Consider the following 19,619-nt stretch of genomic DNA (forward strand, 5'->3'; position numbering starts at 1 on the left):
AGGATGATTCACCGCTTCGGCGCTTGCGCCTCAGCGGATCATGCTCTGAACGGGAGGAACGCAAGAATGAACATCCGCATCCCGCGCCGCGCCGCGCTCATGCTGCCGCTCGCCACGCCTGCGCTGGCGCAGCCCAACTGGCCCGACCGGCCGGTCAACATGATCGTCCCCTTCCCACCGGGCGGCACGCCCGATATCGGCGCGCGGCTCATGGCGCCGAAGATGAGCGAATTCCTCGGCCAGCCCATCACCGTCGAGAACCGCGGCGGCGCGGGGGCCACCATCGGCACGCGCGCCGTGGTGCAGGCGCGGCCCGATGGGCACACGGTGCTGATGGGCTCCATCTCCTTCCTCACCTCGCCGCTCACCATGCGGCCCATGCCCTATGACCCGGTGGCGGATCTGCGCGTCATCAGCCTGGTTTCCACCTCGCCCTACATTCTCGTGGTGCGCGCCGACGCCCCGCCGCGCGACATCGCGGGCTTCCACGCCTGGACGCGCGCGAATGGCGCGCGGCTGAACTACGGCTCCGCCGGCATGGGCACGCCGCTACATCTGGGCGGCGAACTCTACAAGATGATGATGGGCGTGGAGCTGACGCATGTCCCCTATCGCGGCAGCGGCCCCGCGCTGACGGCGCTGCTGGCGGGGGAGGTGAACATGGTCTTCGCCGATGTGCCGGGGGCGGCCGCCCATATCCGCGCCGGCACGGTGCGCGCGCTGGCGGCGATGACCGAGACGCGCATCAGCCAATTCCCTGACGTGCCGACCATGGCCGAGAGCGACCCGCGCCTTCGCGGCTATGACGTCTATACCTGGGCCATGCTGGCGGCACCCAAGGCCACGCCGGACGGCCCCGTCGCCCGGCTGCATGAAGCCGCGATCCATGCCGCCCGCGCCGAGGATGTGGCGCGCCGCTTCGGCGAGCTCGGCTTCGACTATGTCGGCAGCACGCCCGCCGCCGGCGATGCCCGCCTGGCACGCGAGCGCGACAAATGGCGCGAGGTGATCGAGCGCGGGAACATCCGCGCCGAGGGCTGACCAGCACCTTCACCTTGACAGCGCCGGGCGCGCGGCGTGACGCTCCGCAAAATTCCCTGGGGAGGGAAACATGCGAAGCCATGCCCGCCGCGTCCTGGCCATCCTGCTCCCGCTCGCCCTCGCCACGCCGGCGATGGCGGCCTTCCCCGAACGCCCGCCGCGCATCGTCAGCGGCTTCGCCGCCGGCGGCGGCTCGGACACACTCTCCCGCCTCGTCGCCGAGGCCATCTCGCCTTTGCTCGGCCAGCGCGTCGCCGTCGAGAACCGCACCGGCGTGAATGGCGCGATCGGCGCTGAGCTCGTCGCCCGCAGCGCGCCCGATGGCTACACCGCCTTCCAATGCCCGATGAGCACGCTCTCCATCACGCCACAGCTGCAGGGCGCCAACCTGCCGCTCGATCCGGGGGCGGAGCTGCTGCCCGTCTCCAATGTCGCGCTCTCCTCCTACGCGCTGGTGGTGGCCTCCGGCAGCCGCTTCCAATCCGTCGCGCAGATCCTCGAGGAGGCGCGCCGTCGCCCGGGTGAAATCACCTTTGCCAGCCCCGGCCCCGGCTCCGCCCAGCATCTCGCGGGCGAGCTGATGAAGCGGCTGGGCCAGGTGAACATGCAGCACATCCCCTATCGCGGGGCGGCGCCGGCGGCGGTGGACATCATCGGCGGCCGCGTGGATTTCATGATCACCAATATCGGCGATGTGGCGGGCCAGGTGCGCGACGGCACCATGCGCTTCATCGCGCAAGGCGACCCCACGCGTGTGGCCGGCTACGAGAACCTGCCCCGCATCGCCGAAACGCTGCCCGGCTTCGAGGTGACGGGCTGGTTCGGCCTCTGCCTGCCGCGCGGCACGCCGGCCGATGTCGTTGCCCGCTGGGACGCTGCGGTGCGGGCCGCGATGGCGGATCCCGCGCTGCCGCGCCGCCTGACCGAGGCCGGCTTCACGCCGCTCTATGAACCGCCCGAGGCCTTCGCCAATCGCCTCGCGGCCGACCGCGCCAAATGGCGCGAGGTGATCCGCGCCGCCGATGTCCGCGCGCAATGAGACCGGAGACAACGCCATGCTGACCGTCACCCCGCTCAAGCCCGAGTTCGGCGCCCGCATCGAAGGGGCCGATCTCCGCCGCCCGCTGACCGAGGAAGAATTCGCCGTGATGGACGCGGCCATCGCCCGCTACGGCGTGCTGGTCATTCCCGGGCAGGACATCGATGACGACCAGCAGATGGAATTCGCCGCGCGCTTCGGCCCCATCGAGCAGACGCGCGCCACGGTGGATGTGGAGAAGCAGCGCCTCAAGCATTTCGCGATGAACGACATCTCGAACCTGGATGAGAAGGGCGAAATCCTGGCCGCCGATGACCGGCGGCGCTTCTTCTCGCTGGGCAACCGGCTCTGGCATTCGGACAGCAGCTTCAAGGCGACGCCGGCCAAGCATTCCCTGCTGCATGCCCGCAGCATCCCGCCCGAGGGCGGGGAGACCGAGTTCGCCGATACGCGCGGCGCCTGGGAGGCGCTGCCCGCCGCCATGCAGGACCGCCTGCGGGACATGGTCTGCGACCATTCGCTGATCTATTCGCGCGCCATGCTGGGCTTCGCCGAATGGACCGAGGCCGAGCGCCGGCAATTCGCCCCCGTGCCGCAGCGCCTGGTGCGCCGCCACGCGGAATCCGGCCGCACCGCGCTCTTCCTCTCCTCGCATATCGGCCGCATCCACGGCATGCCGACGCCCGAGGCGCTGATGCTGATCCGCGACCTGCTGGAGCACGCGACGCAGCCGCGCTTCGTCTATTCCCACCGCTGGGCGGTGGGCGACCTCGTCATGTGGGACAATCGCTGCACGCTGCATCGCGGCCGCGCCTATGACGACCAGCGCTACAAGCGCGACATGCGCCGCGTCACCCTCTCCGACGTGGCGCCGACGCTGGAGCAGCAGGCGGCCTGAAACCGAATTAAATCGGCCCCGGCACCCGCGCCTCGGCCAGCGCCGCCGCCTGGCGCTGGGCCAGCTTCTCCTCGCTGTAATCGGCGATGAGCTCGTTGAACATGCGGTGCCAGTTGCGCTGCGCCTTGAGGCGGAAGAAGACGCTGCCCAGGCCGATCGCGGCACGATCCATCAGCGGGAATTCGCGCGGAATCTTCACGCCGCCCGTGCGCTTCAACCCCTCATGCACCGCCTGCGCGACCTTGCGGCCATGCGTCGGGTCTTCCGATTGCTGGATGAAGCGGACCTTGTCCTCCAGCAGCGGCTCATAGAGGAAGTCGGCCCAGGATTTCAGCACCAGCATCGTCTCGCGCGAGAGGTTGCGGAAACCCCAGGATTCGAAGGCGTAGTGCGCCTTGTCGTCATCGCCGTCACGCACCGCCTCATAGAGGGTGATGACGCCGGTGATGAAGCTCGGCGGGAAGATCCGCACCACGCCGAAATCGAGCAGGCTGATCCCGCCCGTCTCGTCATGCACGGCCGGTTGGCGCACCTGGTAATTGCCCAGATGCGGGTCGCCATGGATCACGCCATAGCGATAGACCGGCTTGTACCAGGCCTGGAACAGCGCCTCGGCATAGAGGTTGCGCTCCTCCAGCGAGGGCTCCTCATCCAACCGCTTGAGGATGGAGCCGCCCTTCAGCCAGGTCATGGTCAGCAGGCGGCGGGTGGTCAGGTTGTCGATCGGCGTGGGCACATGCACGCGCGGCTCATCGGCCAGGATCAGCCCATAGAGGCGCTGATGCGCGGCCTCGCGCGTGTAGTCCAGCTCCTCGCGCAGGCGCTCGGCGATCTCGGCATAGGCGTCCTCATTGTCGAGGGCGCTGTCCATCTTGCGATAGAGCTGCATGCCGAGCTTGAGCTGCTTGAGATCCGCCTCCACGACGGAATTCATGTCCGGGTATTGCAGCTTGCAGGCGACCTCGGTGCCGTCCTTCAGCTTCGCGCGATGCACCTGGCCGAGCGAGGCGGCGGCCGCGGCCTCGCGCCCGAATTCGGCGAAGTTCGACTGCCATTGCGGGCCCAGCTCCGTGCCCATGCGGCGATTCACGAAGGCCCAGCCCATGGGCGGCGCGTTGGATTGCAGCGTCGCCAACTCGCGCGCGTATTCCTCGGGCAGCGCGTCGGGGATGGTGGCGAGGAACTGCGCCACCTTCATCATCGGCCCCTTCAACCCGCCCAGGATCGCCTTGAGGTCCCCCGCATGCGCGTCCTTGTTGGTCTTGATGCCGAGGAAGCGCTCGCCCGCCACCCGCGCTGCGATGCCGGTGACGGCGCCCGAGGTGCGCGCCATGCGCTTCACCTCGCCGAAGAAGGAGCTTTCGCGATCGCTCAAGACGCGGCCTCCAGTTCGTCGATGAAGCCCGAGATGACGTCGAGCCCGCGCTTCCAGAAATCCGGCCGCGAGGCATCGAGGCCGAAGGGCGCCAGCAATTCCTTGTGCCGAAGCGTGCCGCCGGCCCGCAGCATGTCGAGATACTTCTTCTCGAAATCCGGCACGCTGCCATCGCGATACACGCCATAGAGCGCGTTCACCAGGCAATCCCCGAAGGCATAGGCATAGACGTAGAAGGGTGAGTGCACGAAATGCGGGATATAGGCCCAGTAGCAGCTGTAATCCGGCGTGAAGTCGAAGATCGGCCCCAGGCTTTCGGTCTGCACCTGCATCCAGATCTCGCCGATGCGCTCGGCCGAGAGCTCGCCGTTGCGGCGCTCGTCATGCACCAGAGTCTCGAAGCGGTAGAAGGCGATCTGCCGCACCACCGTGTTCAGCATGTCCTCCACCTTGCCGGCCAGCAGCAGGCGGCGCTTGGCGGGGTCGGTCTCGGCATCCAGCAGCGCGCGGAAGGTCAGCATCTCGCCGAAGACGCTGGCGGTCTCGGCGAGCGTCAGCGGCGTGCTGGACATGAGGTAGCCCTGCTCGGCCGCCAGGCGTTGGTGGACGCCATGGCCCAGCTCATGCGCCAGCGTCATCACGTCTCGCGCCTTGCCGTGGTAGTTCAGCAGCAGATAGGGGTGGGCGCTCGGCACCGTCGGGTGCGCGAAGGCACCGCCCGACTTGCCGGGGCGGAGTGCGGCGTCGATCCAGGGCTTGTCGAAGAAGGGGGCCGCCAGCTTCTCCATCTCCGGGCTGAACCCGGCATAGGCGGCGCGCACCTGCTGCACCGCCTGCGGCCAGGGAATGGTGCTGTCCGCATCGCGCGGCAGCGGCGCATTGCGGTCCCAATGCATCAGCTTCTCGAGCCCCAGCCACTTGGCCTTCATCGTGTAGTAGCGGTGCGACAGGCGGGGGAAGCTTTCGCGCACGGCCGTCACCAACGCGTCCACCACCTCGTCTTCCACCATGTTCGCCCGGTTGCGGGAGGAGCCGGGGCGCGGGTGGTTGCGCCACTTGTCCATCACCTCCTTGTCCTTCACCAGCGTGTTGGTGATGAGGGAGAAGAGGCGGATGCGGCTGCCGAAGGCCTCGGAAACGCCCTTCGCCGCCGCGGCGCGCACCTCGCGATCGGCGTCGGAGAGCTTGTTCAGCGCGGCGCTGACCGAAAGTTCCTCCCCGCTGACATTGACCGTCATGTTCGCCATGGTCTCGTCGAAGAGGCGGTTCCAGGCGGCGCGGCCCGTCACCTCCTTTTCGTGCAGCAGGCGCTCCATCTCGTCCGAGAGCTGGTGCGGCAGCCAGACGCGCAAATCGCGCAGCCAGGGGCGGTAGCGGGCCAGGGCGGGGCTCGCCTTCAGCTTCTCCCCCAGCGCGGCTTCCGCGATGTGGTTCAGTTCCAGCGTGAAGAACACGAGATGGGAGGAGATGCCCGTCACGCGCTCCTGCATCGTCTGGTAGAAGCGGCCATTCTCGGCGTTCTGCGCATCGCCCGAGAAGAGCAGCTGGGCATAGCTCATCACCCGGCCCAGCACCTCCTCGATCGCCTCGTATTCGGCCAGCGCCGCCGCCAGGGCATCGCCTGAGAGCTGGGCCAGCTTGCCCGAGAGCCTCTCCTGGAAGGCGCGGGCCTGTTCCTCGGCCCGGGCGAGGTCGGCCGTCAGGGCCGCATCATCCGGCGCCCGGTAGAGATCGGAGAGATCCCAGGAGGGCAGGGTCTCGCCGCCGGAGGCGGCATCGAGGGGGGAGCGCAACATTTCAGGGGTGCGGCCTGGGATCATTCGCATCCTTCTCATATATGCGGGTGAGCGCCGCGGCCAAGCGGCCCCACGTCCAAGTTCCGGAACCATCGCATGCTGCACACCGTCGAACAGGCGACGAGCCTGCCCGGGCTGATCTTCACCCTGGCCGTCCAGGCGCCGGACAGGCCCATGCTGGGCTATTGGCGGGACGGCGCCTGGCGGAGCATGAGCCGGGGCGAATTCTGCCAGCAGGTCGCGAATTTCGCCGCCGGGCTGCGCGCCCAGGGCATCATGCCCGGCGACCGCGTGCTGCTGGTGAGCGAGAATCGCCCTGAATTCATGATCGCGGACAATGCCATCATGGCCATCGGCGCGGTGACGGTCCCCACCTACGTCACCAACACCACGGCCGACCACGCCCATGTCCTGCGCGACAGCGGCGCGCGCGTGGCCATCGTCTCCACCCGCCAGCTCGCCGAGCGCGTCCTGGCCGCGGCCCCGCTGGACCTGCTGGTGGCGATGGAACCGCCGCCCCCCGCCCCCGCCGAGACCCGCACCCTGAGCTGGGCCGAGATGACCGCCACCGAGGGCGACCTCGCCATGCTGATCGCCGAGGTGGAGCACATCCCGGCCGGTCGGCTGGCCTGCCTGATCTATACCTCGGGCACCGGTGGCAACCCCAAGGGCGTCATGCTGCCCCACCGCGCCATGCTGACCAATTGCGCCGGCGCCAAGGGGCTGATCGACCAGATCGGCGTGCGCCACGGCCGCTACCTCTCCTTCCTGCCGCTCTCGCACAGCTACGAGCACACGGTGGGCGGCTTCCTCATGCCCGCCTGCGGCTACCAGGTGATCTTCTCGCGCGGCGCGGACAAGCTGCTGGCCGATTTCGCCGAGCACCGCCCGCACCTCATCACCACCGTCCCCCGCCTGTTTGAAGTGATCCGCGAGCGCATCATGGGCGCGCTGGAAAAGGAGGGCGGGCTGCGCCTCAAGCTTTTCCAGCGCGCCCTGGCGCTGGGCCTGCGCAAGCTGGACGGCCCGCCGCTCGGCCTTTTCGAACGCCTCCAGGATGCGGTGCTGGACCGGCTGGTGCGCGAGAAGGTACGCGCCCGCTTCGGCGGTTCGCTGGAGGCGCTGGTCTCGGGCGGCGCGCGGCTGGATCCCGAGCTTTCCGGCTTCTTCCTGGCGCTGGGCGTCACCATCATCCAGGGCTATGGCCAGAGCGAGGCCGGCCCCGTCATCAGCGTGAACCTCCCCTGGGACAATGACCGCCGCAGCGTGGGCAAGCCGCTGCCCGGGGTGGAGGTGCGCCTCGCGGAGGACGGCGAGCTGCTGGTGAAGGGCGGCCTGGTCATGGATGGCTACTGGAACAACCCCGACGCCACCGCCCAGGCGCTGCGCATTCCCGAAGGCGAGCACGAGCCCTGGCTGCACACCGGCGATGTGGCGGAGCTGCGCGACGGGCGCATCCACATCACCGACCGCAAGCGGGACTTCATCAAGCTGAAGGGCGGCGACATGGTCGCCCCCTCCAAGATCGAGGCCATGCTGGCCGGCGAGGCGGAGGTGGCCCAGGCCGTGGTAGCGGGTGAGGGGATGGCCGGCGTGGTGGCGCTGATCGTCCCCGCGGAGGGCCAGGCGGAGCGCGTGGGCGAGGCGGTGAAGCGCGTGAACGCCCGCCTCTCCAACATCGAGCGCATCCGCCGCTTCCACCCCCTGCCCGAGGCCTTCACGGTGGAGAACGGGCTGCTGACCCCCACCATGAAGATCAAGCGCCGCCCCGTGCTGGAGCGCTACGCGGCGGAGGTCGAGGCGCTGGGCTGAGCGCGCCTCAGCGGAAGGGCTGCGTCAGCAGCGGCAGCACATGCTGCTCGCGGGCGGCGCGATAGCCCTTCACGCCCAGCACCAGCTCCCCGGCCCAACGCCCGCGCCAGGAGCCGAAGAGCCGGTCCCAGATGGAGAGGCAGAAGCCGTAATGGCTGTTCGTCTCCTCCTCCCGCTCCGAATGGTGGATGCGGTGCAGGTTGGGCGTCACGATCACCCAGCCCAGCGCCGCCTCCAGCCGCGGCGGGATGCGGATGGCGGCATGTTCGAAGAGGCTCGCCGCGTTCAGGATGATCTCGAAGGCCACCACGCCCTCGGGTGGCGCGCCGAGCGCGATGGCGGCGGCGATCTTCACCCACATGGAGAGCCAGATCTCGATGGGATGGAAGCGCAGCCCGGTGCTGGCATCCATCTCGGGATCGGCATGGTGCACGCGGTGCAGCCGCCAGAGCACCGGCACCACATGGAACACCCGGTGCTGCCAGTAGATCAGCAGGTCCAGCAGCACGATCGTCAGCGGGATCGCGAGCCAGGCGGGCGCCTCGAGCCAATTGAACAGGCCAACCCCCCGTGACTGCGCCCAGAGCGCCGCGCCGACCGCCGCCAGCGGCATCAGGAAGCGTACCGTCACGGCGCCCAGCGCCACCAGCCCGAAATTGGGCAACCAGCGCCGCCAGCCCAGCGGGCGCGGCACTTGCCAGGGGATCAGCCTTTCGGCGGCCAGCAGCAGGGCCAGCACGCCGAGAAAGGCCGCGAGGCGGATCGTGGCTTCGCTCATGCCCCCAGGATATGGGACCTCAGGCGGCCTCCGCCACCCGCGCCCAGTTGGGGTTCACCAACGGCGAGGCGCCGCCCAGCTTCTGCCGCGCCTCCAGATATTCCCGGTGCAGCCGCGCCACGAGATCGGCGGCCGGCACCACCTCATGGATGCCGGAGACGCTCTGCCCCGCGCCCCAGATATCCTTCCACTTCTTGTTGCGCCCCTGGGCGAAGCTCATCGCCGATTTGTCGGAGGTCTCGAGGTTGTCGGGATCGAGCCCCGCATTGCGCACCGAGGGCTTGAGGTAATTGCCATGCACGCCGGTGATGAGGTTGGTGTAGACGATGTCCTCCGCGCCGGATTCCACCAGCATGCGCTTGTATTCCTCCACCGCGCGCGCCTCCTCGGTCGCGATGAAGGCCGAGCCCATATAGGCGAAATCCGCGCCCATCGCCTCGGCCGCCAGGATGCTGCGGCCATGCGCGATACTGCCCGAAAGCGCGATCGGCCCATCGAACCAGGCGCGCGTCTCCTGCATCAGGGCGAAGGGGCTCTGCGCCCCCGCATGCCCGCCCGCGCCGGCCGCCACCAGCACCAGGCCATCGGCGCCCTTCTCGATCGCCTTATGGGCGAAGGTCTGGTTGATCACGTCATGGATCACATGCCCGCCATAGGAATGGATGGCCTCATTCACCTCCGGCCGCGCACCCAGCGAGGTGATGACGAGCGGCACCTTGTGCTTCACGACGAGCTTGAGGTCCTCCTCCAGCCGGTCATTCGAGCGGTGGACGATGAGGTTCATCGCATAGGGCGCCGAGGGGCGGTCCGGGTTGGCGCGGTCGTATTCGGCGAGGCGCCCGGTGATCTCGTAGAGCCAGTCATCCAGCTGCTCCAGCGGCCGCGCGTTCAGCGTGGGCATGGAGCCGATGACGCCCGAGCTGCATTGCGCGACGACGAGGTCGGGCACCGAGATGATGAAGAGCGGCGAGCCGATGAGCGGCAGGCGCAGACGGCCCTGAAGCTTCTGGCGCAGATCCATGAGGCGACGTTCCTTTCCTGTCCCCTGACGCTAGAGCAGGTTTCGCCGGCTTGGAATTGCACCCCTTCACAGCAAGGAATTTCGCGCCAATTGTAACCATCCACGCCGGGAGCCCCAACGCCACATGGCCCAGCCCAAGCCTGTCCTGATCGCCGGCGCCGGCCCGGTCGGCCTCGTCGCCGCCGCCTCGCTCGTCCGCGCCGGTATCCCGGTGCAGGTGCTGGAGGCCGGCCCCGGCATCTCCGACGAGATGCGCGCCTCCACCTTCCACGCCCCCACGCTCGACATGCTGGACGATCTGGGCGCGGCGAAGGACATGATCCGCCAGGGGATCATCGGGCCACGCGTCCAGTATCGGCGGCGGGACCACAGCGTGATCGCGGAGTTCAACTTCGGCCTGCTCGCCGATGTCACGCGCCACCCCTACCGGCTGCAATGCGAGCAGTTCAAGCTGACCCGCATCCTGCACGGGCTGCTCTCGGGCAACCCGCTCTACCAGGTGCGCTTCAACAGCGCCGTGGCCGAGGTGCATGACGAGGGCAGCCACGTCGTCGCCATGCTGGAGGATGGCACGCGCCTCACCGGCAGCTATGTGATCGGCGCCGATGGCGCGCGCAGCGCCGTGCGCAAATCCGCCGGCATCGCCTTCAACGGCTTCACCTGGCCCGAGCGCTTCCTGGTGCTCTCCACCGAGTTCGACTTCGCGAGCGTGATCCCCGGCCTGGCCGACGTCTCCTACTACGCCGATCCGGAGGAGTGGTTCTTCCTGCTCCGCGTCCCCGGCGTCTGGCGCGCCATGTTCCCGGTGAAGGCCGAGGTCTCGGAGGAGGAGGTGATGACGCCCGCCTTCGCCCGCGCGCGCTTCGCCCGTGTGCTGGAGGGCGGCGGCGACTACCCGATCAAGCACACCACGCTCTATCGCGTGCACCAGCGCGTGGCCGAGACCTTCCGCAAGGGGCGCATCCTGCTGGCGGGCGACGCCGCGCATATCAACAACCCGCTGGGCGGCATGGGCCTCAATGGCGGCGTGCATGACGCGGTGAACCTGGTGGAAAAGCTGATCCAGGTGATGCGCGGCGAGGCCGAGGACAGCCTGCTCGACCGCTACGACCGGCAGCGGCGCGGCATCACGGAGGAGGTGGTCCAGCGCACCACCATCCAGAACAAGAAGAACCTGGAAGCGGCGACCCCCGAGGACCGGGCGGATTTCGAGAGCCGCATGGCCGAAGCCGCGAGCGACCCGGCCAAGGCGCATGCCCATCTTCTGGGGATGTCCATGATCAACAGCCTGCGGCGCGCGGCGGAGATCGCCTGACACGCGCCCGCCCGGCATCATCGCCGGCGGTTTTGCGCGGCCTGGTGATTTCGCCCCGGCGGATCATGCTCTAGACACTCCCCATGCTCACACAGCGGGCGAAATACGGGCTGAGGGCCCTCTGCATCCTGGCCGGAGACATGCCGGGGCGGGAGACCATGCCCATCCATGAGGTCGCGGAACGTGGCCATATTCCGCAGAAATTCCTGGAAGCCATCCTGCTGGACCTGCGGCGCCATGGCTTCGTCACCAGCAGGCGCGGCAAGGCCGGCGGCTACGCCCTGGCCCAGCCGCCGCAGGATGTCTCGGTCGGCGACATCATCCGCGCACTCGACGGGCCTCTCGCGCCCATCCCCTGCGCCAGCCTCACCGCCTACCGCCCCTGCACCGATTGCCTCGACCCGCCGAGCTGCGAAATCCGCCGGCTGATGCGCCAGGTGCGCGACGCGACGGCCAGGGTCCTGGACGGGACGAGCCTCGCCGCGCTCGTAGCCTCCCGCCACCCGCTGCTCGAGGCCTGAGCCCCGGCCTCAGACCATCCGGCCGCGAATGCGGTGGACGGCATTGTTCAGATAGCCGCGCGGGTTCCAGACGGGCTGCATCGGCTGGGCGTTGCCGGCGGCATCGGTCGCGCGGGCGAGGAGTTCCACCTCGCCCGCCGCGGGCAGCAGCATCAGCGCCTTGAAGCGGTGCCAGGCCCAGGGGCCCTCGCCGGGTTCGAGCGTCGCACGCTGCCAGGTGGCGCCACCATCGGCCGAGACCTCGACGCGCTCGACCTCGGAGGCCCCGCTCCAGGCGAAACCGCCGACCATGACCGGCCCGCTCGTGCAAAAGCCCGGCGCAGGCTCGGTGATCAGGCTCTTGACCGGCATGTCGGTGATGACGTCGAAGAGGCTGGGGTCGGGCGCCTCACCGGGGCGGATGGGGCGGCGCGGCATGCGGTAATCCAGGCCGGTCATCTTCGCGCCATCATGCTCGCGATCCCGCACCACGATGCGGCTCAGCCATTTCTGCCAGGCCGAGCCGGGATAGCCAGGGGCGACCACCCGCAGCGGGAAACCATGCAGCGGATCGAGCGGCGCGCCGTTCATGCCGAAGGCGAGCAGCGTCTCGGGCGCGAGCGCCTTGGCCAGCGGCAGGCCGCGCGACAAGGCAGGCTGGCCGGGCGCGCCGATCGCATGGTCGGGGCTTTCATGGGCGACGTAGACGGCCTCGGCCGTCACACCCGCCTCCGCCAGGACGTCGGCGAGGCGAACGCCGGTCCAGCGCGCACAGCCCACGGCGCCGGGGCCCCAGGCCAGGCCGGGCACCGGCGGCTCGAAGGCGCTGCGGCCATTGCCCGCGCATTCCAGCACGGCCGTCACCTCCACCGTCGGGAAGCGGCCGCGGAGCTCATCCAGGCGGAGCGACAGCGGACGCCGGACGCAGCCGGTGACCTCCAGCGTCCAATCGGCCGCTGCCTGAGGGGAGACCTCGGGCAGGGTGCCGTTGTTGCGCACGAAAAAGAGCTCCGTGGGCGTGATGGGGGTGGTGAGCAGATGCGGCGGCGTCTCCTGGTTCAGTGCCGGGTCGGCAAGGCTCGTCAGGCCAGGCTTCGGCGTGCCGAGAGTATCCTGTCGCAGCATGGGGGGCTCCCTGTTCGGATCACGCGGCGAGTTTAGCGAGAGGAGGACGGCTCCATCAAGATATTTCCTACAGGAACAATAGACATTCTGAAAACTGCCTTGTGCCATGCTTCATGCACATGAAGCATCCAAAGCGATCAGGCGATCCGTGCCCGGCCTAGCCCCAGATGCGCCCGAGCACAGGCAGCCCCTGGCGGTGGTGCCACAGCGCCAGGGAGGCATGGGCCGCGGCCAGGGCGATCAGGCTCCAGGCCGCGATCTGATGCATGGGCCGGAGCCAGGCATAGAGCGCCGGGTCGGGGTCCAGCAGATGCGGCACGGGGATGACGAGAAAGAGCGTGGTCGGCACCGGCCCGGCCGCCGCCTGGGCCGTCAGGTAGCCCAGCAGCGGCACCACCAGCAGGAGCGCATAGAGCACCGCCTGCCCCCAGCGCGCCGCGCGCTGCCGGGCCGCTGTCAGCCCTTCCAGCGCTGGCGCCGGGCGGGCCAGCCGGAAGCCGAGCCGCGCCAGGGTGAGGATCAGCACCAGCAGCCCGAATGTCTTGTGCAGCTGATAGGCCAGGAACTTCGCCAGCAGCTGGGACATGGGCAGCGCCACCATGGCGAGCGAAAGCGCGAGCGTCAGCACCACCAGCACCGCCCCCCAGGCGTGCAGCCGCCGCTGCGGTCGGGACCAGCGCTCCGGGGTCACGCCTGGATCCGCACATCCACGCTGAGCCGGATCGCATCCGAGATCAACGTGCGGTCCGCGACCATGCCGAATTCGCCCCGGCGCATCTCACCTTCCGCCTGGAAGCGCGCGACGCCGCCCTGCCGCTCGACGAGGCGGGCCGTCATGCGGAAGGGGCGCGTCACGCCTCGCACGGCCAACTGCCCCGCGATGGGAAAGCCACCCGCCTCGGTCAGGCCATTGGCCTCGCCAGCGAAGCGCGCGGTGGGATGGCGGGCCACGTCGAAATAGGCCTCGGAGCGCAGCAGGTCCGTCGCGCCGGGAAAGGGGATGCTGACCTCGCCCGTCTCCACCACGCATTCCACCGCGGCGTTCTGCGGGTTGTTCGGATCGATGAGCAGCGTTGCCTGGAAGCGGTCGAACTGGCCCTGCGAGGTGAAGAGGCCGAGATGGCGGGCGGAAAACCCGATGCGCCCTACGCTCTGGTCGAAGACGTAGCGCGTGCGCGCCTGGCCGCGCACAGGCAGCGCTGGCAGGGCGGCCAAGGCGAGAAGGGCGCGGCGGTCGAGCACGCCCCAGATGTGGGGCGGTGGCCCGGAACGAAAAGGGCCGCCCCGAGGGGCGGCCCCACTGTCAGCCCAGCGGCCCGTCTTAACGACGCAGGCCGAGCTTGGCGATCAGCGCGTCGTAACGCGCCTTGTCCTTGCGCTTCAGATAGTCCAGCAGGCCACGGCGCTGGCCGACCATCACCAGCAGGCCACGGCGCGAATGGAAATCCTTCGCGTGGGTCTTCAGATGCTCGGTCAGGTTGGAAATGCGCTCGGAGAGGATGGCCACCTGCACTTCGGGGCTGCCCGTGTCACCGGGCTTGGTCGCATGTTCCTGGATGAGCGCGGCGCGGCGCTCGGCAGTGATCGACATCGGCGGATTCCTTCAAGGTTGGAGAGAGAAACCGGCTCTGGGCCGAAAGCCCCGGGCTCAGCCGGGCGCCATCAGCCGTTCGGGCCGCATCATCCCCTCTTCGAGACGACACAGGCCCACGAACCGCTCCGCTGCCATCGCGCGAACCAGGCCCCCATCGGGGCTGGCCTCGGACGGAACCCGGCCCATGAGTTCGACGAGGCTCAGGGCCTGGCCGAAATTGAGGCGGGCGGCCTCCGCCTCCGAGACGGCCAGTGCCGGGATGTCGGCCAGCGCGGTCGTCAGGGGGAGCAGAAGGTCCAGTGAAGGAGGCGGGGTATCGCCCGTCACGACGATCTTGTCCAGCGCCACGGCATGCGCCTCGGTGAAGGGACCCACGCGCAAACGCCGCAGCGCCGCGATATGGCCCACCGTGCCGACGGCGCGCGCGAGGTCCCGCGCCAGCGAGCGCATATAGACGCCCTTGCCCGACTGCACCTCGAAGATGGCGGTATCGGCATCCGGGCGCGCGATCAGCTCGAAGCGGTCCACCCGGGCGGGGCGCGCCTCGAGCTGCACGGCCTGGCCATCGCGCGCCAGGTCATAGGCGCGCTCGCCATTCACCTTGATGGCGGAATAGACGGGCGGGATCTGCATGATGTCGCCGGTGAAAGCGGGCAGCGCCGCGCGGATCGCCTCGTCGGTGGGGCGCGCTTCGCTGGTTTCGATCACGGCGCCGTCGGAGTCATCGCTGTCGCGCGCTTCACCGAAGGCCAGGGTGAAGTGATAGACCTTGGTGCCGTCCATCACATAGGGGACGGTCTTCGTGGCGTGCCCGAAGGCGATGGGCAGCAGGCCGGTGGCCAGTGGGTCGAGCGTGCCGCCATGGCCGGCCTTCTGCGCGTCATAGGCGCGCTTCACCTTGTTCACGACATCGGTGCTGCCGAGGCCGGTGGGCTTGTCGATGATGAGCCAGCCATCAATGGGGCGGCCCTTGGGTTTTCTGTGGTGACGGGGCATCAGGTCCTGCGAGCATTAAGCGAGGCTGCGTTTTAGGCGGTTTGCGGCCGGCCGCCAGCGCCATGCGTGCAATCCTGATCCGCCCCGGCCTGCCAAGGCGCGGTCTTCGCCCGTCCTGCCCAATCGACCAAGCGGTGACGAAAGGACGGACCATGAGTCCGTCCACAGCACCAGATATGCAGGTGGAGGCTTTTGATTCCATTTCATTTGATTCCTTGTTTCTTATTGATGAGGCGTATATTCGTCATGCAGCCGTCCTTTTTTCACCTGTCCGAGGACACCGCATGGATGACTTGTCTCTTCGCGACCCACTGGAGGGCGACACGCTTGCCAGGGAAGAGCACCGGCCCTCACTCCGGCGGTTCTCGTCCTCCGGTGAAGGCTGGCTAGAGACCTATCTCGTCCGGTCTGACGTGCCGGAACCGCTTGTCGCGGTCCCGGAAAGCTACCAACGGGCTGTGCTTTTCTCGATCACCGGCCAGAGCAACAGTGCGGCCGGCGGCAGGAAGAATTTCCCGCCACGCGAGCGGGCTGTCACAAGGACGCCTCCCTACCCGCATCGCGCCCTCATGCCGATGACCGGCACCCTTCAGTCCAGCCTGACTGAGATAGACCCATCCACGATTGCGGATCTCGCACCCGCCTGCGAAGCCCGCGACGGCGAGACGCCGGTCACCTCAGCCCTGCGGTGGAGCGTGGCGCAAGATCTCGCGGCTGGAAGGAAGCCCGCTGTCCATATCGGCGCGACGCATGGCCGGGCCGGCCGGAAGCTCAGGGAAATCAGCAAGGGGACGGCCCCTTATGCCAACGGCCAGATGCTGTGGCGCCAGCTCTCGCGGCTGGCCACGCTGTACGGGCAACCTGGCATCTGGTGCCCTGCGCTTCACCTGGATCAAGGCGAGGCGGACCGGCGCAAGACGTCCCGGGCAGAGTGGGTCGCGCTTGGCCAGGCGTTCCATGCCGACAATGAGGCGGACATCCGCGCTGCAACCGGCCAGCCGGAACCAGTATGGCTCATCATGGCGCAGCTGGCAGCCACGCCGGGAACCTTGGCTGACGCCGGGACGGCACTGGCCCAGCAGGATTTGATGATGATGGCGCCACGCACCACCATTGCCTTTCCGAGCTATTTCTTCCAAGGGCGCTATGGCATGAGCGGCGTGCACTTCACGCCGACGGGCCACGCGCTGCGGGGCGAATACCATGCGAAGGCGAACCGGCTTCTCAGGTCGGCAACGACGGCAGTCGCCGACCCCTGGACCTTGAATATCGAGAGTGTGAGGACCTGCCTCCGACCCGACTTCGCAGGCGTCAGGCGGCTGGGCTCCGTCATCACCATCCCATTGGTTCTTCCGGCCGATGGGACACGGGCGTGCCTGGACACCGACAGCCTTCCTCCCGCGCCGCATTTTGGCTTCGAGAAGACCGAGGGAGCGGGCGGCGCGATTGAGGCCGTCGAGCTGGTTGGCAACGTCATCAGGGTGACCTTGGACAGTCCTGGCGGGGCCACGCTCCGCTACGCCTACGCCGCGCAGGGCACGCCTTCCGCCCTCGATCGAAGCGGTGCCTGGGGCAATTTCCGGGACGACTGCGACGCCGAGAGCGTCGTCGTTCCAGGAATGAAGTTATGGAACTGGCTGATCAGCTTTGAAGTGACCGTGCCCTGACGCAGATCAGCCGCCGGTCCGGTCATCTTCCTTCGAGAGATCACGCACCACCTGGGGCTGGCGCATGAGCTGGTCGATCTTCATGGCGTAGTCCAGCGCGCTGTCCGGCTGGAAATGCAGCTCGGGCGCGAATTTCAGGCGGACATTCTTCGCCACCTGCCCGCGCAGGAAGGCATGGGCGCGCTTCAGCGCCAGGAACTGCTCAGGGGGCACGTCCTTGCCCAGGCCGCTGATGAAGGCCGTCATGTGGCGCAGGTCGGGGCTGGCGCGGACTTCGGTGACGGTGATGCGGGCATTGGCCAGCTCGGGGTCGCGGAAATCGCCGCGCTCGAAGATGGCGGCGAGCGCATGCCGCACCTCCTCCGCCACGCGAAGCTGGCGCTGGCTGGGCGCGCCGGGAGGGGTGTCAGTGTGGCGCTTGGCCATCTCTCGCTTCTCTCGAAATGCAAAGGGCGCGGCGGGCTGCCCCGCCGCGCCCCCTATCAGACACACAGAAACTCAGGCCGCCGCGACGGTCTCGGTTTCGAAACATTCAATCTGGTCACCGACGCGGATGTCATCGTAGTTCTTGAAGCCCATGCCGCATTCGTAGCCGTTGGTGACTTCCTTCACGTCGTCCTTGAAGCGGCGCAGCGTGCTCAGCTCGCCCTCGTGGATGACGATGCCGTCGCGCAGCAGGCGCACGCCGCAGCCGCGCTTCACCACGCCCTCGGTCACGCGGCAGCCGGCCACATTGCCCAGGCGCTTGACCTCGAAGACCTGCAGGATCTGCGCGTAGCCGATGAAGCTCTCGCGCTGCACCGGCGCCAGGCGCGACTTGAAGATCGCCTCGATGTCGTCCGACACCTGGTAGATGATCGAGTAGTAGCGGATATCCACGCCGTCCCGCTGCGCCATCTCGCGCGCCTGGGTCGTGGCGCGGACGTTGAAGGCGACGACCACGGCGTTGGACGCCTTGGCCAGCTGGATGTCGCTCTCGGTGATCTGGCCGACCGCCGAGTGCAGCACGCGCACGCGCACCTCCTCGTTGCCGAGCTTGCCGAGGGTGACGTTGATCGCCTCGGCCGAGCCCTGCACGTCGGCCTTGACGACGACGGCCACTTCCTTCTGCTCGCCCGCCTGGATGCGCGCCAGCATGTCGTTCAGCGTGCCACGGCCGGCACCGAGCGCGGCGGCCGCCTTCTCACGCGCGCGGCGCTGGCGGAACTCGCTGACTTCGCGCGCCTGGCTTTCGCTCTCGACGGCGACGAAGTTCTCGCCCGCCGACGGCACGCCCGACAGGCCCAGCACCTCGACCGGGACGGAAGGCCCGGCCGCCTTGAGCGGCTTGCCCAGGCTGTCCACGAGCGCACGCACGCGGCCCCATTCGGCGCCGGCGACGACGATGTCGCCCTGCTTCAGCGTGCCCTTCTGCACCAGCACGGTCGCCACCGGGCCACGGCCGCGGTCGAGCTTGCTCTCGATCACGGTGCCCTCGCCCGGGCGGTCCGGATTGGCGCGCAGGTCGAGGATCTCGGCCTGCAGCAGGATGGCTTCCAGCAGCTTGTCGAGGTTCGTGCCCTTCAGCGCCGAGACCTGGATCTCCTGCGTCTCGCCACCCAGGCTTTCCACCACGATCTCGTGCTGCAGCAGCTCGTTGCGCACGCGGTCGAGGTTGATGCCCGGCTTGTCGATCTTGTTGACGGCCACGATGATCGGCACATCCGCCGCGCGGGCATGCTTGATGGCCTCGATCGTCTGCGGCATCACGCCGTCATCCGCGGCCACCACCAGCACCACCATGTCGGTGACGCCCGCGCCGCGCGCGCGCATCGCCGTGAAGGCCTCATGGCCCGGCGTGTCGATGAAGGTGACGATGCCCGACGGCGTCTGCACCTGGTAGGCGCCGATATGCTGGGTGATGCCGCCCGCCTCGCGCGCCGCCACATCGGTCTTGCGCAGCGCATCGAGCAGCGAGGTCTTGCCGTGGTCGACATGGCCCATGATGGTGACGACGGGCGGGCGCGGCAGCAGCGCCTCCTCCTCATCCACCGTCCCTTCGAGGGCCAGCTCCACATCATCCTCGGCGACGCGCTTCACACGGTGGCCGAATTCCTGCGCGACCAGCTCGGCCGTGTCGGCGTCGATGCTCTGGGTCAGCGTCGCCATCACGCCCATGCGGAACAGCGCCTTCACCACCTCGCCGCCACGGGCGGCCATGCGGTTGGCGAGCTCCTGCACGGTGATGCTCTCGGGGATCACCACGTCGCGCACCACGCGCTCCTGGCCGGCGCGCAGGCGCTGCAGCTCGGCCTGGCGGCGCTCGCGCTCACGCGCGCGGCGGACCGAGGCCATCGAGCGGCTGCGCTCATCCTCGCCATCCATGGCGGCAGCGACGTCGATGCGGCCTTCGCGGCGGCCGGCGGCGAGCGGCGCCTTTTTCACCGGCGCGGGGGCCGGGCGCTTCACGCCACCGGGGGCAGCGCCACCGGGGCGGCGGGCGGGGCCGCGGCGATCATCATCCTCATCCGCACGGGCGCGCGGGTTGAGCGAAAGCTTGGCCGAGGGGCCGGAGGGCGGCGGCGTGGTCGGCCGCAGCGCCGGGCCCTGCGTGGCGCGGGCGGCGAGCGGCGTCACGCGCGGCGCGGCGGGGCGCGGCGGCTCGGCCGGGGCTTCCTCGCGG

The 19,619-nt window shown here is 68.8% G+C and carries 18 protein-coding genes; 7 read left to right on the forward strand and 11 right to left on the reverse strand.

Translation table 11 applies throughout. The features are described from left to right. Positions 1-66 precede the first annotated feature (66 nt). The 3 genes from KTR66_RS12440 (at position 67) to KTR66_RS12450 (ending at position 2,978) form a co-directional block, all read left to right on the forward strand. Positions 67-1,041 (forward strand): tripartite tricarboxylate transporter substrate binding protein, encoded by a 975-nt coding sequence (locus tag KTR66_RS12440; RefSeq protein WP_213612919.1) that lies wholly within the window; start codon positions 67-69, stop codon positions 1,039-1,041. A 70-nt stretch (positions 1,042-1,111) separates the two neighbouring features. Then, positions 1,112-2,080, forward strand: a complete 969-nt coding sequence (locus KTR66_RS12445) for a tripartite tricarboxylate transporter substrate binding protein (RefSeq protein ID WP_213612920.1) — start codon at positions 1,112-1,114, stop codon at positions 2,078-2,080. Between the two features lie 16 nt (positions 2,081-2,096). After that, positions 2,097-2,978 (forward strand): TauD/TfdA family dioxygenase, encoded by an 882-nt coding sequence (locus KTR66_RS12450; RefSeq protein WP_213612921.1) that lies wholly within the window; start codon positions 2,097-2,099, stop codon positions 2,976-2,978. A 7-nt stretch (positions 2,979-2,985) separates the two neighbouring features. On the opposite strand, the gene KTR66_RS12455 is transcribed toward KTR66_RS12450, so the two are convergent. After that, positions 2,986-4,311 carry an AarF/ABC1/UbiB kinase family protein gene (locus tag KTR66_RS12455; RefSeq protein WP_213612949.1) on the reverse strand — a complete coding sequence of 442 codons (1,326 nt, stop codon included), beginning with the start codon at positions 4,309-4,311 and terminating at the stop codon, positions 2,986-2,988. A 38-nt stretch (positions 4,312-4,349) separates the two neighbouring features. Then, positions 4,350-6,149, reverse strand: a complete 1,800-nt coding sequence (locus tag KTR66_RS12460; RefSeq protein ID WP_249732067.1) for a M3 family oligoendopeptidase — start codon at positions 6,147-6,149, stop codon at positions 4,350-4,352. A 96-nt stretch (positions 6,150-6,245) separates the two neighbouring features. Here KTR66_RS12460 and KTR66_RS12465 point away from each other — a divergent pair, with 96 nt between their 5' ends. Continuing rightward, the gene (locus tag KTR66_RS12465) at positions 6,246-7,961 is read left to right on the forward strand and encodes a long-chain fatty acid--CoA ligase (RefSeq protein WP_213612923.1); all 1,716 of its coding nucleotides are present in this window, start codon (positions 6,246-6,248) and stop codon (positions 7,959-7,961) included. Positions 7,962-7,968: 7 nt separating this feature from the next. Here KTR66_RS12465 and KTR66_RS12470 read toward each other — a convergent pair whose 3' ends face one another. Then, positions 7,969-8,739: a sterol desaturase family protein gene (locus KTR66_RS12470; protein WP_213612924.1), complete on the reverse strand. Its 771-nt coding sequence runs from the start codon at positions 8,737-8,739 to the stop codon at positions 7,969-7,971. Between the two features lie 19 nt (positions 8,740-8,758). Further along, entirely contained in the window at positions 8,759-9,760 is a 1,002-nt protein-coding gene (locus KTR66_RS12475; RefSeq protein ID WP_213612925.1) for a nitronate monooxygenase family protein, read from the reverse strand. 124 nt (positions 9,761-9,884) lie between these two features. On the opposite strand from KTR66_RS12475, the gene KTR66_RS12480 reads away from it, so the two are divergent. Both KTR66_RS12480 and KTR66_RS12485 read left to right on the forward strand, forming a co-directional pair. Continuing rightward, the gene (locus tag KTR66_RS12480) at positions 9,885-11,075 is read left to right on the forward strand and encodes an NAD(P)/FAD-dependent oxidoreductase (protein WP_213612926.1); all 1,191 of its coding nucleotides are present in this window, start codon (positions 9,885-9,887) and stop codon (positions 11,073-11,075) included. A gap of 83 nt (positions 11,076-11,158) precedes the next feature. Next, positions 11,159-11,596: an Rrf2 family transcriptional regulator gene (locus tag KTR66_RS12485; RefSeq protein ID WP_213612927.1), complete on the forward strand. Its 438-nt coding sequence runs from the start codon at positions 11,159-11,161 to the stop codon at positions 11,594-11,596. Between the two features lie 9 nt (positions 11,597-11,605). On the opposite strand, the gene KTR66_RS12490 is transcribed toward KTR66_RS12485, so the two are convergent. From KTR66_RS12490 to truB, 5 genes are all read right to left on the reverse strand, one after another. After that, complete coding sequence (locus KTR66_RS12490; protein WP_213612928.1) at positions 11,606-12,700, reverse strand: sulfite oxidase; 1,095 nt, start codon at positions 12,698-12,700, stop codon at positions 11,606-11,608. A 157-nt stretch (positions 12,701-12,857) separates the two neighbouring features. Further along, positions 12,858-13,391 carry a cytochrome b/b6 domain-containing protein gene (locus KTR66_RS12495; RefSeq protein WP_213612929.1) on the reverse strand — a complete coding sequence of 178 codons (534 nt, stop codon included), beginning with the start codon at positions 13,389-13,391 and terminating at the stop codon, positions 12,858-12,860. Continuing rightward, positions 13,388-13,942: a YceI family protein gene (locus KTR66_RS12500; RefSeq protein WP_213612930.1), complete on the reverse strand. Its 555-nt coding sequence runs from the start codon at positions 13,940-13,942 to the stop codon at positions 13,388-13,390. The genes KTR66_RS12495 and KTR66_RS12500 overlap by 4 nt, the downstream gene beginning before the upstream one ends. Before the next feature lie 79 nt (positions 13,943-14,021). Further along, a complete protein-coding gene (gene rpsO / locus KTR66_RS12505) occupies positions 14,022-14,291 on the reverse strand; it encodes a 30S ribosomal protein S15 (RefSeq protein ID WP_213612931.1) in 270 nt (89 codons plus the stop codon). 57 nt (positions 14,292-14,348) lie between these two features. Beyond that, positions 14,349-15,290: a tRNA pseudouridine(55) synthase TruB gene (gene truB, locus KTR66_RS12510; RefSeq protein ID WP_213612932.1), complete on the reverse strand. Its 942-nt coding sequence runs from the start codon at positions 15,288-15,290 to the stop codon at positions 14,349-14,351. A gap of 152 nt (positions 15,291-15,442) precedes the next feature. Here truB and KTR66_RS12515 point away from each other — a divergent pair, with 152 nt between their 5' ends. Next, the gene (locus KTR66_RS12515; RefSeq protein ID WP_213612933.1) at positions 15,443-16,957 is read left to right on the forward strand and encodes a hypothetical protein; all 1,515 of its coding nucleotides are present in this window, start codon (positions 15,443-15,445) and stop codon (positions 16,955-16,957) included. A gap of 6 nt (positions 16,958-16,963) precedes the next feature. Here the strand turns inward: KTR66_RS12515 and rbfA are convergent, their stop codons facing one another. Both rbfA and infB read right to left on the reverse strand, forming a co-directional pair. Continuing rightward, entirely contained in the window at positions 16,964-17,383 is a 420-nt protein-coding gene (gene rbfA, locus KTR66_RS12520; protein ID WP_213612934.1) for a 30S ribosome-binding factor RbfA, read from the reverse strand. A 72-nt stretch (positions 17,384-17,455) separates the two neighbouring features. Next, on the reverse strand, positions 17,456-19,619 hold a 2,164-nt coding region (gene infB, locus KTR66_RS12525), incomplete at its 5' end, for a translation initiation factor IF-2 (protein WP_249732068.1).

The sequence above is a fragment of the Roseococcus sp. SDR genome, from assembly GCF_019083995.1.
Classification (GTDB): domain Bacteria; phylum Pseudomonadota; class Alphaproteobacteria; order Acetobacterales; family Acetobacteraceae; genus Roseococcus.

What these genes read in the sequence shown, in the direction of transcription:
- rbfA (WP_213612934.1), bottom strand. Translation starts at nt 17,383, where the DNA reads ATGGCCAAGCGCCACACTGACACCCCTCCCGGCGCGCCCAGCCAGCGC.
- KTR66_RS12455 (WP_213612949.1), bottom strand. Translation starts at nt 4,311, where the DNA reads ATGGCGCGCACCTCGGGCGCCGTCACCGGCATCGCAGCGCGGGTGGCG.
- KTR66_RS12440 (WP_213612919.1), top strand. Translation starts at nt 67, where the DNA reads ATGAACATCCGCATCCCGCGCCGCGCCGCGCTCATGCTGCCGCTCGCC.
- KTR66_RS12445 (WP_213612920.1), top strand. Translation starts at nt 1,112, where the DNA reads ATGCGAAGCCATGCCCGCCGCGTCCTGGCCATCCTGCTCCCGCTCGCC.
- KTR66_RS12460 (WP_249732067.1), bottom strand. Translation starts at nt 6,149, where the DNA reads ATGTTGCGCTCCCCCCTCGATGCCGCCTCCGGCGGCGAGACCCTGCCC.
- KTR66_RS12475 (WP_213612925.1), bottom strand. Translation starts at nt 9,760, where the DNA reads ATGGATCTGCGCCAGAAGCTTCAGGGCCGTCTGCGCCTGCCGCTCATC.
- KTR66_RS12490 (WP_213612928.1), bottom strand. Translation starts at nt 12,700, where the DNA reads ATGCTGCGACAGGATACTCTCGGCACGCCGAAGCCTGGCCTGACGAGC.
- KTR66_RS12515 (WP_213612933.1), top strand. Translation starts at nt 15,443, where the DNA reads ATGAGTCCGTCCACAGCACCAGATATGCAGGTGGAGGCTTTTGATTCC.
- KTR66_RS12450 (WP_213612921.1), top strand. Translation starts at nt 2,097, where the DNA reads ATGCTGACCGTCACCCCGCTCAAGCCCGAGTTCGGCGCCCGCATCGAA.
- KTR66_RS12485 (WP_213612927.1), top strand. Translation starts at nt 11,159, where the DNA reads ATGCTCACACAGCGGGCGAAATACGGGCTGAGGGCCCTCTGCATCCTG.
- rpsO (WP_213612931.1), bottom strand. Translation starts at nt 14,291, where the DNA reads ATGTCGATCACTGCCGAGCGCCGCGCCGCGCTCATCCAGGAACATGCG.
- KTR66_RS12470 (WP_213612924.1), bottom strand. Translation starts at nt 8,739, where the DNA reads ATGAGCGAAGCCACGATCCGCCTCGCGGCCTTTCTCGGCGTGCTGGCC.
- KTR66_RS12480 (WP_213612926.1), top strand. Translation starts at nt 9,885, where the DNA reads ATGGCCCAGCCCAAGCCTGTCCTGATCGCCGGCGCCGGCCCGGTCGGC.
- truB (WP_213612932.1), bottom strand. Translation starts at nt 15,290, where the DNA reads ATGCCCCGTCACCACAGAAAACCCAAGGGCCGCCCCATTGATGGCTGG.
- KTR66_RS12465 (WP_213612923.1), top strand. Translation starts at nt 6,246, where the DNA reads ATGCTGCACACCGTCGAACAGGCGACGAGCCTGCCCGGGCTGATCTTC.